Source organism: Streptomyces sp. NBC_01224, assembly GCF_036002945.1.
Classification (GTDB): Bacteria; Actinomycetota; Actinomycetes; order Streptomycetales; family Streptomycetaceae; genus Streptomyces.
Map to the genome: position 1 here is coordinate 7078682 of NZ_CP108529.1, position 15342 is coordinate 7094023.

The window sequence follows — 15342 nt, forward strand, 5'->3', positions numbered from 1 at the left end:
CCGTCGGGCGCGTGTTCGTGCTCGGTCTCCGGGCGGGATTGTCATTCGAGTCTGCCCGGCGATGTGCGGACGCAGCGGCCCTCCGGACGGTCCGGCGGGCCGCTGCGTAGCCTGGCTCGCATGGGAGCAACGTTCAGCAGAGCCGCAGTGTCCGGTGCCGTCGCAGCCGCCGTCGCGGGGGGTGCGTACCGGGCGCTGCGGGCCCGGCCGCGCAGGCGCTGGCAGCGAACCAACTACGCGGGCCGCACCGTCGATCTGTACGCGGGACCGGCCGTCGCCCTCGGCGCCGCAGCCGGAACCGCCGTTCTCCCACTGCCTGCGCGTACCCGGTACGCCGCCGTGCTCGCCGTTCTCGCGGCCGGCGGCTGCGGTGCCTACGACGACCTCGTCGGTGCGGACGATCCGCGCCGCGGGTTCCGTGCCCACTTGGGTGCGCTGCGGGACGGCGAGGTGACCAGTGGCGCGGTGAAGCTCTTCGGGATCGGGGCCGCCGGGCTCGCGGCCGGTGCGCTGCTCAAGGAGCGGCCCGTCGACCGGGTCCTCGCCGGCGTCGTGATCGCCGGAGGTGCGCACCTTGTCAATCTGGCGGATGTACGGCCCGCAGTGGCCGCCGCCACCGTGCTCGCCCTCGGGGCCCCGGGCCTGCCGGGCGCCCTCGCTGCCGCGCCCATGGGGGCCGCGGCAGCCCTCGTCGCCGACGACCTGGGTGAGCGCACCATGATCGGGGACACCGGGGCCCACGCCCTGGGCGCCGCACTCGGAGTCGCCATCGTCGTGGGCCGCGGCCGGGCCGGGCTCGTCGCCCATGCGGCGGGGCTTGTCGCGGCGACGGTGTACGGGGACCGGATCAGCCGCCTCGCCCACATGCTGTCGGACCGCTGACAGGGCCCAAGGAGGCGGCAACATCGCGCCACCTTCTCACCCGTGCGAGTGGTGCGTCACGGCCGGTTGCTGTTGTATGCAGCGGGACAGCGGCTCGACTGTGCCGGAACGTGCGTACGGACTGGCATCCTTGACGGTGCCATCACCGCCACTCGGGAGCCATTCAACGTGTCACAGCTGCGTACGGTCCAAGTCCTGGGCGGCGGCAGCGCGGGCAGCAGCGCCCACGTCAGCTCGCTGGCCGCAGGGCTGGTGGCGAGAGGCGTGCACGTCACCGTCTGTGCCCCGGCCGAACTGGACCACGCCTACGACTTCTCCGGTACGGGTGCCCGGTTCGCTCCCGTACCGCGGCGCAGCGATCCCGTCGCCGTTGCCGCGCTGCGTACCGCCTGCCTGACGGCGGACGTGGTCCACGCGCACGGTCTGCACGCCGCCGTACGCGCCGCTCTTGCGCTCGGCGGCCGCCGTATCCCGCTGGTCGTCACCTGGCACGCTCGCGCCCACGCCGAGGGAGCACGCAGCCGGCTGCTTCATCTGATGGAGCGAAGAGCCGCCCGTGCGGCGGCAGTTGTGCTCGGTACGACATCGGACCTGGTCGACCGGGCGCGGCACCGAGGAGCGCGCGATGCCCGGCTCTCGCCGGTCTCCGCCCCCGTACCGCGCGTTCCCGCCGATGTCCACGAAGGCAAGGCGCGGGCCGAACTCGGTGTGGTGGAACGGCCGTTGATCGTGTCGTACGGGAGTCTCGTACCGCATCACGGGTACGACATGCTGCTAGATGCCGCACGGGTATGGCGCGAACTCGACCCCGTACCGCTGCTGATCATCGTGGGGGAGGGGCGGGAGCGGGCCGCTCTGCAGCGCCGGATCAGGAACGAGGAGCTGCCCGTCCGGCTCATCGGCAGCCACGACGACATCGCAGAACTTCTCGCCGCCGCCGATCTGGCCGTGCTGTCCAGCCGGTGGGAGGCGCGCTCGGTACTTGCCCAGGAGGCGCTGCGGCTCGGCGTACCGCTGGTCGCCACCGCGGTCGGAGGGGTGCCCGAACTCGTGGGGGACGGGGCGGAGCTCGTACCGTACGGGAATGCGGAGGCGCTCGCGCGGGCGGTGGTCAGACTGCTCGGTGATCGGGGGCGGCGCGCGGAGCTGGTGGCCGCGGGGCGTGTACAGGCCGCGAGTTGGCCGACGGAGGACGACACGATCGCTCAAGTTCTCAGCATCTACGACGAGTTGACGAAACCGTTGGCGGTGGCGCGGACGCGGTGAGCGGCTGCTCGTCGAACGAGTCCGGAGCTACGAAGTGTGGCGGCGGGCCCGGAGGGCAAGGCTCAGCGCCAGGACCGCCTGGGGGTCGTCCAGGTCGGTGCCGAGCAGTTCGCCGATGCGGGCCAGCCGGTTGTACAGCGTCTGACGGTTCAGATGCAGTTCGCGCGCCGTCTCCGCCTTGCGGCCCGCGTGGGCCAGATACGTCTCCAGCGTCGGCAGCAGCGGAGGGCGGGAGGTGCGGTCGTGATCGCGCAGCGGGCCGATCGCCCGGTCCACGAACGCCGCCAGATCCGGATGGTCCCGCAGCCGCCACAGCAGCAGATCGATGTCCAGACGCCGGGCGTCGTACCAGGGCCGGTCGCTGAGACCGTGCGCGGCCGTCGCCGTCTCCGCGGCGTGCCGCAGCCCCGCACCGGCCGCCGCCCAGCCGCCCGCCACGCCCACCACCACGACCGGCGGATACGATCCTGCACGCTCCAGACCGGCCCGCTCCACACCCGCCCGCAGAGCCGCCGCGACCCGGTCCGCGACCGCCGTACGCTCCGTCTCGGACCGCAGCCCCAGCAGTACCGGAACCCGGCCCTCCACAGGCCGCACACCGAGCAGCACCGGCACACCCACCGACGAGAGCTCCTCCAGCACTGCCCGCGCCAGCAGTGCCCAGTTCCCCGACACGGACAGCTCGGGGGCCAGCCGCATGACCACCGGCAGCAGCGGCATCTCACCCGGTTTGAAGCCCAGTACGCGGGCTTGCGCCGGCGCGTCCTCCGCAGTGATCCGGCCCTCGGCGAGATCCGTCAGGAAGTCGCCCCGGCCGCGCGCGGCGAGCTCCTCCTCCTGGCGGGCCTGCATCAGCACGACGGCGAGGATGCCGGCCGCCCGCTCCGCCGCCATCCGGTGCACCGTCACCAGCGGGCCGGCCACGGCCAGCAGCACCAGCCTGGCCCGTACCGAACCGGTTCCAGGGCCGCCGCCCGGCACATCCACCAGCAGCGAACCGGTGGGCGGCGTCTCACGGGCCGCCCGGTCGCCGCGCATCCCGTCCCACACCTGGAGCGGATCGGCGGACACCGGGCCGGACCCGGGGCCCGCCGCGTACAGCAGCTGGCCGTCCGCCGTCTCCAGGAAGACCGGATTGGCCGTGAAGTCCGCCAGGATGCCCAGCACCTGGGGCACCCCTCCGCCGCCGAGCAGCGCCTCCGTACACCGCCGGTGCACGTCCTCGGCCTGCCGCAGCAGCGCGTAGTGACCGTTGACGATCTCGGTGTGGATCTCCTCGGTCACCGTCACGAACGGCACCTCGCGGTGCAGCTGCACCAGCGGCAGACCGGCCGCGCGGGCGGCGTCCACGATCGATGCGGGCAGCCTGCTGAAGCGCGGTCCGAGCTCCACCACCAGGGCGGCGATCTGGCGGTCGGCGAGCCTGCGGACGAAGGCGCGCTGCTCGGCGGGGCGGGTGCCGAGCCCCAGACCGGTGGTGAGCAGCAGTTCACCGCCCTTGAGCAGCGAAGCGATGTTCGGGACCTCGCCCGCGTGCACCCAGCGCACCGTACGGTTCAGCCGGTCCGCGCCGGCCACCACCTCCGGGAGCCCGCTGCGCAGCCCCGGCAGCTCAAGGGCTCGCTGCACGGTGATTCCGCCTTGGGTCTCCACTGGCTCTGGCCTCGCGTTTTCACTCGGGTCGGGTGGGCAGTCGCCCTGATTCAGGAAGGTACCGGCCCCGAGCGCCGGAGGCGTCGTCGGGGAGCCGTCGGGGGAGTGTGCCGACCGGGGACAGCGGCATTGATCAGCCACTTTCTCCATGCCCGGGGGCATGGAACCGCTGTTGACACGGGCCGAGGGCCGCTGCGATCTTGTGACCGCCGCGCGGTTCGGGCCGAGTGGCCCTCATAACCGGACCTGGACCTGGAGCAGACGTGGGCGACGACATATCGGCGTACTCGGGCCGGGAAGGCCTTGCGGGCCCCCTTCCCGGCCCGCTGGTCGGGGCCGACTGGCTCGCGGCGCGGCTGGGCGAGCACGGGCCGGTGGTCCTCGATGCCTCGGTGGGCGCGCACCGGGGCTCCGAGCAGCGGATTCCGGGAGCACGCCCCTTCGACATCGACGGGGCACTGTCCGACCACTCCGGACCACTGCCCCACACGCTGCCCGACGCCGACAGATTCACCGAGGAGCTGCGCTCCCTCGGCGTCGACGACACCGACACCGTCGTCGTCTACGACGCTGCGGGCATCTACTCCAGCGCGCGTGCCTGGTGGATGCTGCGAGCGATGGGCTTCGACCGGGCCGCGGTGCTCGACGGTGGCCTGCCCGCCTGGACCGACGCCGGACTGCCGCTGGAGAACGCCGGGCCCGCGCCTGCCGTGGCGCGCGGCGACTTCACAGCCCGGCCGCGCGCGGGGCTGGTCGTCGGCAGCGACGAGGTGGTGGCGGCCCTGGCCGACCCTGGAGCGGCGGTCTTCGACGCCCGCTCCAGGGAGCGGTTCTCCGGCGCGGTCGCCGAGCCACGGCCGGGGCTGCGCGCCGGCCATATGCCGGGGGCGGTCAATCTGCCCTTCGGCGAGATCCAGCGCGACGGCCGGATGCGCCCGGCGGCGGAGCTGCGCGCCGCGTTCGCCGCCCTCGCCGGGGAGCGGGAGCGGCTGTTCTTCAGCTGCGGATCGGGCGTCACCGCCTGCGTGCTGACGCTGGGGGCCGAGCTGGCGGGGTACCGCGAGCTGGCCGTGTACGACGGGTCCTGGAGCGAGTGGGGGCTGCCTTCGGGGCTTCCCGTCGTGACCGGAGCGGAGAGCGGGGGGCCGCTGCGATGATGCCGCTCACCGCAGGGGGCGGGTCCGGCATACGCCGCCCGCCCCCTCCCCGAGGTCAGCCGACGTACGCCCCGCTCGCCGTCAGGCGCAGTGCCGTGTCGATCAGCGGCACATGGCTGAACGCCTGGGGGAAGTTCCCCACCTGGCGCTGCAGCCGGGGGTCCCACTCCTCCGCCAGCAGGCCCAGATCGTTGCGCAGGGACAGCAGCCGCTCGAAGAGCTGGCGTGCCTCGTCGACCCGGCCGATCATCGCCAGGTCGTCCGCCAGCCAGAACGAGCAGGCCAGGAACGCGCCCTCGTCGCCCTCCAGGCCGTCGACGCCCGCGTCCTCGCCCTTGGTGGGGTAGCGCAGTACGAAGCCGTCCTCCGTGGACAGCTCGCGCTGGATCGCCTCGATCGTGCCGATCACGCGCTTGTCGTCCGGCGGCAGGAAGCCCATCTGGGGGATCAGGAGGAGGGAGGCGTCCAGCTCCTGTGATCCGTAGGACTGGGTGAAGGTGTTGCGTTCCTTGTCGTAGCCACGGTCGCAGACATCGCGGTGGATGTCGTCGCGCAGTTCCCGCAGCCGCTCCAGCGGCCCTTCCGCGTCCCCGGACTCGATCAGCTTGATGGTGCGGTCGACGGCGACCCAGGCCATCACCTTCGAGTGGACGAAGTGGCGGCGCGGGCCGCGCACCTCCCAGATGCCCTCGTCCGGCTCGCCCCAGTGCTTCTCCAGGTACTCGATCAGCTTGAGCTGGAGGCCCATCGCGTAGTCGTTGCGGGTCAGGCCCGTCATATGGGCGAGGTGCAGTGCCTCGATGACCTCGCCGTACACGTCCAGCTGGAGCTGGCCCGCCGCGCCGTTGCCGACCCGGACCGGGCCGGAGTTCTCGTAACCGGGCAGCCAGTCCAGCTCGGCCTCGCCCAGCTCGCGCTCGCCCGCGATGCCGTACATGATCTGCAGGTTCTCCGGGTCACCGGCGACCGCCCTCAGCAGCCACTCACGCCAGGCGCGGGCCTCCTCGCGGTAGCCGGTGCGCAGCAGGGAGGAGAGGGTGATCGCGGCGTCACGCAGCCAGGTGTAGCGATAGTCCCAGTTCCGGGAGCCGCCGATGTCCTCCGGCAGGGAGGTGGTCGGCGCGGCGACGATGCCGCCGGTCGGCGCGTACGTCAGGGCCTTGAGGGTGATCAGGGAGCGGACCACGGCCTCGCGGTAGGGCCCGTGGTACGTGCACTGCTCGACCCATTCACGCCAGAAGTCCGCGGTCGCGTCCAGCGAACTCTCCGGGTCCGGAAGACCGGGCGGTTCGTGGTGCGAAGGCTGCCAGCTGATCGTGAATGCGATCCGGTCCCCGGGAGCGACCGTGAAATCGGAGTACGTCGTCAGGTTCTCGCCGAAGGTGTCGGCGGGAGTGTCCAGCCAGACGGAGTCCGGGCCGGCGACGGCGACCGTACGGCCGTCGACCTTGTGCACCCACGGTGTGACGCGCCCGTAGCTGAACCGCATCCGCAGCTCGGAGCGCATCGGCACCCGGCCGCTGATCCCCTCCACGATCCGGATCACCTGCGGTGCACCGTCACGAGGCGGCATGAAATCGGTCACTCTGACCGTTCCGCGCGGGGTGTCCCATTCCGATTCCAGGATGAGGGAGTCCCCGCGGTAACGACGGCGGTCCGCGGACGGCGGCTTTGCCCCGTCCTCCCGCGCCGGTCCCAGGCGCCAGAAGCCGTGCTCCTCGGTACCCAGCAGTCCCGCGAAAATAGCGTGCGAATCGAAGCGGGGAAGGCACAGCCAGTCCACTGTGCCGTCCCGGCAGACCAGGGCGGCGGTCTGCATGTCTCCGATGAGTGCGTAATCCTCGATGCGCCCGGCCACGTGCATCTCCAGTCGAACGGCCATGTCGCCCCGTGGGGCATTACTGCGGGTAATGAGGTCGTCGCAAGGGGTCGTTGTGGGGGAACCTGCGAGCTCGGTACCTCGCCCGGAGCGAGTGTCCGAGCAGGATACGACGCGCCCGGATGATCTGCGCGACGGTCTCAGCAAAGCGTCTGAGCCGAACGGGTGGGGCGGGTGGGGTCGACGTTGATCTTGTGCGGTCAGCGTGCGGGGTGTGGCCGGAAGCAGGCTCCCTTTGTCGCTGATACCCTGGTAGCCCGTGGACCGGTGGTCGTTCGCGACAGCAGACGAGGCCCCCGAACCGCAGCGACGGCACCTCCGGAATCTCCGGATGGCAACGCCGGTACGCACCTCACGATCGCGACCACGGGAGCCCCCTTTGGCTATGCAGCCCACATCCACGACGACCAAGCACATCTTCGTCACCGGGGGTGTCGCCTCTTCCCTCGGCAAGGGTCTGACTGCCTCCAGCCTCGGTGCCCTGCTCAAGGCGCGCGGCCTTCGGGTCACCATGCAGAAGCTCGACCCGTATCTGAACGTCGACCCGGGCACGATGAACCCCTTCCAGCACGGTGAGGTGTTCGTCACCAACGACGGCGCCGAGACCGACCTGGACATCGGCCACTACGAGCGCTTCCTCGACGTCGACCTCGACGGGTCCGCCAACGTCACCACCGGCCAGGTCTACTCGCAGGTGATCGCCAAGGAGCGGCGCGGCGAGTACCTCGGTGACACCGTGCAGGTCATCCCGCACATCACCAACGAGATCAAGCACCGCATCCGCCGCATGGCGACCGACGACGTCGACGTCGTCATCACCGAGGTCGGCGGCACGGTCGGTGACATCGAGTCGCTGCCGTTCCTGGAGACCGTCCGCCAGGTCCGCCACGAGGTCGGCCGGGACAACGTCTTCGTCGTGCACATCTCGCTGCTGCCCTACATCGGCCCGTCCGGCGAGCTCAAGACCAAGCCGACCCAGCACTCCGTCGCGGCGCTGCGCAACATCGGCATCCAGCCCGACGCCATCGTGCTGCGCGCCGACCGTGACGTACCGACCGCCATCAAGCGCAAGATCTCGCTGATGTGCGACGTCGACGAGGCCGCCGTGGTGGCCTGCGTGGACGCCAAGTCGATCTACGACATCCCCAAGGTGCTGCACACCGAGGGCCTGGACGCCTACGTCGTGCGCAAGCTCGACCTGCCGTTCCGCGACGTCGACTGGACCACCTGGGACGATCTGCTGGACCGCGTCCACAACCCCGACCACGAGATCACCGTCGCGCTCGTCGGCAAGTACATCGACCTGCCCGACGCCTATCTCTCGGTCACCGAGGCCATCCGGGCCGGCGGCTTCGCGAACAAGGCCCGGGTCAAGGTCAAGTGGGTCGCCTCCGACGACTGCAAGACCTCGGCCGGTGCCGCGAAGCAGCTCTCCGACGTCGACGCGATCTGCGTCCCCGGCGGCTTCGGCGACCGCGGTGTCAACGGCAAGATCGGCGCCATCCAGTACGCCCGTGAGAACAAGGTGCCACTGCTCGGCCTCTGCCTCGGCCTGCAGTGCATCGTGATCGAGGCGGCACGCAACCTGGCCGAGATCCCCGACGCCAACTCCACCGAGTTCGACGCCGCCACCTCGCACCCCGTCATTTCGACGATGGAGGAGCAGCTGGCGTACGTCGAGGGCGCGGGCGACCTGGGCGGCACCATGCGGCTCGGCCTGTACCCGGCGAAGCTCGCCGAGGGCTCGTTGGTCCGTGAGGCGTACGACGACCAGCCGTACGTGGAGGAGCGCCACCGCCACCGCTACGAGGTCAACAACGCCTACCGCGCCGAGCTGGAGAAGAAGGCCGGTCTGGTCTTCTCCGGCACGTCCCCGGACAACAAGCTCGTCGAGTACGTCGAGTACCCGCGCGAGATCCACCCCTACCTGGTCGCCACCCAGGCGCACCCGGAGCTCCGCTCCCGCCCGACCCGCCCGCACCCGCTCTTCGCGGGCCTGGTGAAGGCGGCCGTCGAGCGCAAGACGGGTGCCGGGGCCGGTGGCAAGCAGGGCACCAAGTCGGGCAAGTAGCCCGGCGGTACGCAGGCATTAACGTTGACCGGGGTACGGATCCACTGAGGATGCGTGCCCCGGTTTCTGTTTTTTGTGGGAGGACGTAGATGGGTTTCCAGGACACGCCCGAGGAGTGGCAGGTCACCGCGACCGAGACGCCCTTCACGGGCAACAAGACCAGCGTCCGCACCGATGAAGTGGTGATGCCCGACGGCACGGTCGTACGCCGCGACTACCAGGTCCATCCGGGATCGGTCGCCGTGCTTGCGCTCGACGAAGAGGGCCGGGTCGTCGTGCTGCGGCAGTACCGCCACCCGGTGCGCCACAAGCTCTGGGAGATCCCGGCGGGACTGCTCGACATCCCCGGTGAGAACCCGCTGCACGCTGCCCAGCGAGAGCTCTACGAGGAGGCGTATGTCAAGGCCGAGGACTGGCGGGTGCTGACCGACGTCTACACCACGCCGGGCGGCTGCGACGAAGCCGTACGGATCTTCCTGGCCCGGAATCTCTCCGAGGCCGACGGGGAGCGCTTCGCGGTCTCCGAGGAGGAGGCCGACATGGAGCTGGCCCGGGTGCCGCTCCAGGAGCTGGTACGGGGGGTGCTTGCCGGGGATCTGCACAACAACTGCCTCGTGGTGGGCGTTCTTTCGCTCGCGACGGTGCTCGCCGGTGACGGGATCGAGTCGCTGCGCCCGGCCGAGGCGCCGTGGCCGGCGCGCCCGTTCGAGGCCTGACGGTCAGCGGTCCGACGGTTCGTAAGGATGGTTCGAGGTCCCGCGTTCGCAGGGACCGTTCGAGGTCCGGCAGCCCGTAGGGGCCGCTGAACGGTTCACCGACGCCCTCCGATCGGAAAAGATGCTGATCCGATCGGGGGACCTCTGCGCCACGCTCCACGGAATTCGTCCACACGCCTGAACTACGCTCGGGATGCCCTGACCGGAGTCCCGGCGGGCAACGCGTGCAGCGAAGTGGAGCGTGGCCCGTGACGGATCAGGCGGTGGACACCAGCGGCCCGGCCAAGGCAGCGGGAACCGAAGGGCCGTCCAGCACCGTCCCACCCCAATTCTTCGGCCGCGACCGCGAGTTGAAGGAGCTGCGAGCCGACATCGAGCGGGCCGGACTGGACACTCTGGCCGGTCGCAAGGCCGCCCGCGCCCGGGTCCTGCTGATCGCCGGACGCCCCGGCTCCGGACGCACCGCACTCGCCGGCGAGCTCACCCGCCGGCTGCTCTCCACCGGCGACCACCCTGACGGTCTGTTCCGGGCCCGGCTCACCGACCCCGGCGGCGCACCCGTCCCCACCGAGCGCACCGCCCGCGAGCTGCTCGACCAGCTGGGTGTGACGGGGCCGCCCGGCGCGGACGGGGACGAGCTCTCCGAAATGGTCCGCGAGGCGCTCACCGAGCGCCGCGCCCTGCTGCTCCTCGATGACGCCGTGGATGCGGAACAGGTCGACCCGCTGCTGCCGGACAACCCCGACTGCCTCGTCGTCGCCACCTCCGAGGGCCCGCTGACCGGTATCCCCGGTGTCCGCCCCTGCACCATCGGCGGCCTGGACGCGGGCTCCGCCGTCCGGCTGCTCGCCCGCATCATCGGCCAGGTCAGGATCACCGTCGACCCGCGGACAGCCGAGACCCTCGCCGAGGAGTGCGCCGGCCTGCCGGCCGCCCTGGTCATGGTCGGCGGCTGGCTCGCCGCCCACCCCATGGCGTCGGTCGCCGATGTCACCAAACAGCTGCGCGAGCTGCCGGACGACACGGAGCAGTCCACCGGTGCCCGCCCGCTGGCCCGCGCCTTCCGGCTGGTCCATGACTCCCTGCCGTCGACCGCCGCCCGGATACTGCGACTGCTGGCCCTCGCCCCCGCCGGACTCGCCGACGCCCACACGGCCTCCGCGCTGGCCGGCTGCTCCGTCTCCGCGGCCCAGACGACCCTCGACGACTTCGTGGCCCTGGGGCTGCTGCGTACCAATGGGGCGGACCAGCCGCAGTACGAGGTGCCCGGCTGCCTCGCTCCGCTGCTGCGGGCGCTGCTGGCGGACAGGGACCGGCCGACGGAGATCCAGCTCGCCAGGGCCCGGATGCTGGAGCGGACCGTACGGCTGCTGCAGTCCTGCCGGGCGGTCACCGACCCCAAGGGTTCCCCGGCCCGCGGCAAGCTCGCCGGGCTGCCACGCTCGTTGCGCTTCCCCAATCCCGACGCGGCCGCCGAATGGCTGCGGATCCACCGCCCCGCCCTGCTGGCCTCGGCCAGGCTCGCCGTCGAGGACGGTGAACTGGACACTCTGGCAAGGAGATTGGTGGCCGCACTGGTGCGGGCGCTGGCCGTGCACCAGGGCACCGAGGCGGCCGCGCCCGAGCTGTACGGACTGCACGGTCTGGTCCTGGCAGTCGCCGAGCGGCGCGGGCTGCCGCGCGAACGGGCCGCCGCACTGCTCAACCTCGCCGATCTCGATGCCAGGACCGGCCGTACGCAGGAGGCGCTGACCCGCTACCGGGCCGCGCTGGACGCCGGACGGGCCGCGAAGGATCCGTACGCCACCGGCCGTGCGATGGAATCCGTAGGCGGTGCCTACGCCGAGCTGGGGGACTTCCAGCGGGCCTCCGACTGGTACGGCCGGGCGTTGGCGCAGCGGCTCACCCAGGGCGAGCGGGCCGACGAGGCGCGGCTGTACGGGCGGCTCGGCGCCGTCCACACCTACGCCGGCCGGTACGGCGAGGCACTGCGGAACTGGCGGGCCGCCGCGGCCGGGTACCGCAGGCTCGGCGATGTGCCGGCCCAGGCACGGGCGCTGAGCGAGGCGGCCCGGGTGCAGGAGTACGCGGGCCGACCGCAGGAGTCGCTGCACACCTGTCAGGAGGCCGTCGAGTGGGCCAGGCGGGCCGGGGACGTACGGCTGCAGGCGGCGCTGGAGCTGCGGCTGGCCGACACGCTCGACCGGCTGGGCGACTCGGCTGCGGCCCGGCTGCACCGGGGCCTGGCCGATAGATTGCTGGGCGAGGAGGGTGCAGCCTGCGAAATCCGTAGTGCTGTGAGTGAAAATTAATGCTTTGTAAGGCTAGACAGCGCGAAGCCCTTCATTAGACTGGCTCTGCCGCGTGCGTTCGCGGTGTCTCCATTTACGCTGTGTCTATCCGGGTATGTGTAGCTATGTCCGGGTAACCCCCTGAGTCAAGGACCGTGATCGACGTGAAGGTCGGCATCCCCCGCGAAGTCAAGAACAACGAGTTCCGCGTGGCGATCACGCCCGCCGGTGTGAACGAGCTCGTACGCCACGGCCACCAGGTCGTCGTCGAGGAGAACGCCGGGGCCGGCTCCTCCATCACGGACGAGGAGTACGTCGCCGCCGGGGCGCAGATCCTTCCCACCGCCGACGAGGTCTGGGCCACCGCCGACCTGCTGCTCAAGGTCAAGGAGCCGGTCGCCGAGGAGTACCACCGCCTCCGCAAGGACCAGACGCTCTTCACCTACCTGCACCTCGCCGCCTCCCGCGAGTGCACGGACGCGCTGCTGGAGTCCGGCACCACCGCGATCGCGTACGAGACCGTGGAGACCGCGAACCGCGCGCTGCCGCTGCTCGCCCCGATGTCCGAGGTCGCGGGCCGGCTGGCCCCGCAGGTCGGCGCCTACCACCTGATGCGCTCGGTCGGCGGCCGTGGCGTGCTGCCGGGCGGCGTCCCGGGTACGGCGCCTGCCGAGGCCGTTGTCATCGGCGGCGGTGTCTCCGGCTGGAACGCCACACAGATCGCCGTTGGTCTCGGCTTCCACGTCACGCTGCTCGACCGGGACATCAACAAGCTGCGCGAGGCCGACAAGGTCTTCGGTACCAAGGTGAAGACGGTCGTCTCCAACGCCTTCGAGCTGGAGAAGGCCGTCATCGAGGCCGACCTCGTCGTGGGCGCCGTGCTGATCCCCGGTGCGAAGGCCCCGAAGCTGGTCACCAACGAGCTCGTCGCCAAGATGAAGCCCGGAAGTGTACTTGTCGACATTGCAATCGATCAGGGCGGCTGCTTCGAGGACTCGCGTCCGACGACTCACGCCGAGCCGACCTTCATGGTCCACAACTCGGTCTTCTACTGCGTCGCGAACATGCCGGGCGCGGTGCCGAACACCTCCACGTACGCCCTCACCAACGCCACGCTGCCGTACATCGTGGAGCTCGCCAACCGCGGCTGGGTCGAGGCGCTGCGCCGTGACGCCGCACTCGCCAAGGGTCTCAACACCCATGACGGGCAGGTCGTTTACCGCGAGGTTGCCGAGGCCCACGGCCTGGAGCACGTCGAGCTGAGCTCGCTTCTCGGCTGACGAGTCAACATCTCCCGTCAACCTCATGCGTCCGGCCGGACCTTGCTGAGCAAGGTCCGGCCGGACGCATGCCGGGCCCCTGTGAGGCCCCCGCTCAACTCGTCTCGAACGTAGCCCTTTAACCGATTCGTGCACCCGCTGAAAGTGCACCCCGGTGGCTGCGTGCCCTTGACAGGGAGGTGTTCGATTGCCGACACATCGGGCCGGGTCCGGCGGATTGTGTTGCTGCGGAGCGGTGACACGCCATAGAGTCGCCAATCGTCGGCATGGTGCCACGCTGACCTATCGATAAGTTTCCTGGTCACGTCCAAGGAGGTAAGACGACTTGTGAATGAGTCGACATTTACTCCCGGGGGTGTTCAACCAGGGATGCCTGCACGGGGCCACAGCCCGATCGGGCTGGAGGCTGTCGGCTCCGTCGCTGTCCGCACCTTCGCCACCCACCAGCACATGACGACAGCCCCCCAGATGATGGACGGCCTAAACGTGAACGCCATGGCCGGCAACGAGAGTGGCCGAGAGACCGCCCACTTCGCCGACTTCGACGAGGTGCCCCAGGGGCACTTCTACGACCCCGACGCCGAGTACGAGCCCGATCCGGAGTACGCGGCCACCCTCGCGCCCGACGCTGCCCGCCAGCGCCGCGAGCGGATCGGTCCGACCGGTCGGCCCCTGCCCTACTTTCCGATCCCGGGCCCGCTGACCGATCACGGTCCCGCGAAGATCATCGCGATGTGCAACCAGAAGGGCGGCGTCGGCAAGACCACGTCGACCATCAACCTGGGTGCCGCACTCGCGGAGTACGGGCGCCGCGTCCTGCTCGTCGACTTCGACCCGCAGGGAGCTCTGTCGGTCGGGCTCGGCGTCAACCCGATGGAGCTCGACCTCACGGTCTACAACCTGCTCATGGAGCGGGGCATGTCGGCCGACGAGGTCCTGCTGAAGACCGCGGTCCCGAACATGGACCTGCTGCCCAGCAACATCGACCTGTCGGCTGCCGAGGTGCAGCTGGTGAGCGAGGTGGCCCGGGAGTCCACGCTGCAGCGCGCCCTGAAGCCGCTGATGGCCGACTACGACTACATCGTGATCGACTGTCAGCCCTCGCTGGGGCTGCTCACCGTGAACGCCCTGACGGCGGCCCACAAGGTGATAGTGCCGCTCGAGTGCGAATTTTTCGCGTTGCGAGGTGTGGCACTGCTCACCGAGACCATCGAGAAGGTCCAGGAGCGACTCAACCCGGATCTGGAGCTCGACGGCATCCTCGCCACCATGTACGACTCCCGTACGGTGCACAGCCGCGAGGTCCTCGCGCGCGTCGTCGAGGCCTTCGACGATCACGTCTACCACACGGTCATCGGGCGCACGGTGCGCTTCCCGGAGACCACGGTCGCCGGTGAGCCCATCACCACGTACGCCTCCAACTCGGTCGGTGCCGCCGCCTATCGCCAGCTCGCCAGGGAGGTGCTCGCCCGGTGTCACGCCGAGTGAGTCTGCCCGGGGCCGACGAACTGTTCCGTACCACCGGGGGGATGGGGCTGCAGGCCTCGTCCCCCGCGGACCGGCGGCGCAAGGCGGCCGGCGAGGCCCGGGTGCCCGGTCCGGCCGGGGAGAGCGATCCCGCGGCCGACGGATCCGGGGCGGGCGCGGCGGAGGCCGCAGCCGGCACCGCGGAGCCTTCGCGGGAGGAGCACTCCGCGGCCGACGCCGACGCGGGGGGATCGCGCAGCCGCGGCGCAGATGGTGACCGGGGCGCGGTGGCAGGGCAGTCGGGGCGCAGGCCTCAGCAGTCCTCGCCGTCCACGCAGTCGCCCGCGCCGTCGTCCGCGCAGGAGGCGGTTCCCGCCCCTGCCGTTCAGCAGCAGCGCAGGCGCGGAGGCGGGCGCGGGGCGAACCGGCGGCCCAGCGGCCGGGAGCGTCACGACGAGAAGATCACCGTCTATGTCTCGGCCGAGGAACTGATGGACCTCGAACACGCCCGTCTCGTGCTCCGCGGGGAGCACGGGCTCGCGGTCGACCGCGGGCGGATCGTCCGCGAGGCGGTCGCGGTGGTTCTCGCGGACCTGGAGTCGCGGGGCGACGCGAGCATCCTCGTACGGCGGCTGCGCGGCCGCTGACCGGCGGGGCGCCGGTAGCCTGCCCGGAGTGCC

The 15342-nt window shown here is 71.0% G+C and carries 11 protein-coding genes; 9 read left to right on the forward strand and 2 right to left on the reverse strand.

The window, feature by feature from the left end:
- Positions 1 to 120 precede the first annotated feature (120 nt).
- Together OG609_RS31885 and OG609_RS31890 are read left to right on the forward strand one after the other, a co-directional pair.
- Complete coding sequence (locus tag OG609_RS31885; RefSeq protein WP_327275997.1) at positions 121 to 882, forward strand: hypothetical protein; 762 nt, start codon at positions 121 to 123, stop codon at positions 880 to 882.
- Between the two features lie 168 nt (positions 883 to 1050).
- On the forward strand, positions 1051 to 2148 hold the full coding sequence (locus tag OG609_RS31890) for a glycosyltransferase family 4 protein (RefSeq protein WP_327275998.1): 1098 nt from the start codon (positions 1051 to 1053) through the stop codon (positions 2146 to 2148).
- 27 nt (positions 2149 to 2175) lie between these two features.
- On the opposite strand, the gene OG609_RS31895 is transcribed toward OG609_RS31890, so the two are convergent.
- Positions 2176 to 3801 (reverse strand): PucR family transcriptional regulator, encoded by a 1626-nt coding sequence (locus OG609_RS31895; RefSeq protein ID WP_327275999.1) that lies wholly within the window; start codon positions 3799 to 3801, stop codon positions 2176 to 2178.
- A 263-nt stretch (positions 3802 to 4064) separates the two neighbouring features.
- Between OG609_RS31895 and OG609_RS31900 the strand changes: the two genes are divergently transcribed.
- Positions 4065 to 4958, forward strand: a complete 894-nt coding sequence (locus OG609_RS31900; protein ID WP_327276000.1) for a sulfurtransferase — start codon at positions 4065 to 4067, stop codon at positions 4956 to 4958.
- 55 nt (positions 4959 to 5013) lie between these two features.
- Here OG609_RS31900 and OG609_RS31905 read toward each other — a convergent pair whose 3' ends face one another.
- Positions 5014 to 6816: a glycoside hydrolase family 15 protein gene (locus OG609_RS31905; RefSeq protein ID WP_327278254.1), complete on the reverse strand. Its 1803-nt coding sequence runs from the start codon at positions 6814 to 6816 to the stop codon at positions 5014 to 5016.
- A gap of 406 nt (positions 6817 to 7222) precedes the next feature.
- On the opposite strand from OG609_RS31905, the gene OG609_RS31910 reads away from it, so the two are divergent.
- The 6 genes from OG609_RS31910 (at position 7223) to OG609_RS31935 (ending at position 15309) form a co-directional block, all read left to right on the forward strand.
- Entirely contained in the window at positions 7223 to 8908 is a 1686-nt protein-coding gene (locus OG609_RS31910; RefSeq protein ID WP_327276001.1) for a CTP synthase, read from the forward strand.
- Between the two features lie 89 nt (positions 8909 to 8997).
- On the forward strand, positions 8998 to 9624 hold the full coding sequence (locus OG609_RS31915) for an NUDIX domain-containing protein (RefSeq protein WP_189276405.1): 627 nt from the start codon (positions 8998 to 9000) through the stop codon (positions 9622 to 9624).
- A gap of 248 nt (positions 9625 to 9872) precedes the next feature.
- Positions 9873 to 11936 carry a tetratricopeptide repeat protein gene (locus OG609_RS31920; RefSeq protein WP_327276002.1) on the forward strand — a complete coding sequence of 688 codons (2064 nt, stop codon included), beginning with the start codon at positions 9873 to 9875 and terminating at the stop codon, positions 11934 to 11936.
- A gap of 143 nt (positions 11937 to 12079) precedes the next feature.
- On the forward strand, positions 12080 to 13195 hold the full coding sequence (gene ald, locus OG609_RS31925; protein WP_327278255.1) for an alanine dehydrogenase: 1116 nt from the start codon (positions 12080 to 12082) through the stop codon (positions 13193 to 13195).
- A gap of 369 nt (positions 13196 to 13564) precedes the next feature.
- Positions 13565 to 14683, forward strand: coding sequence for a ParA family protein (locus tag OG609_RS31930; RefSeq protein ID WP_327276003.1), 1119 nt, complete (start codon positions 13565 to 13567; stop codon positions 14681 to 14683).
- Entirely contained in the window at positions 14680 to 15309 is a 630-nt protein-coding gene (locus OG609_RS31935) for a hypothetical protein (protein ID WP_327278256.1), read from the forward strand. Before OG609_RS31930 ends, OG609_RS31935 begins: the two co-directional genes overlap by 4 nt.
- Positions 15310 to 15342 lie beyond the last annotated feature (33 nt).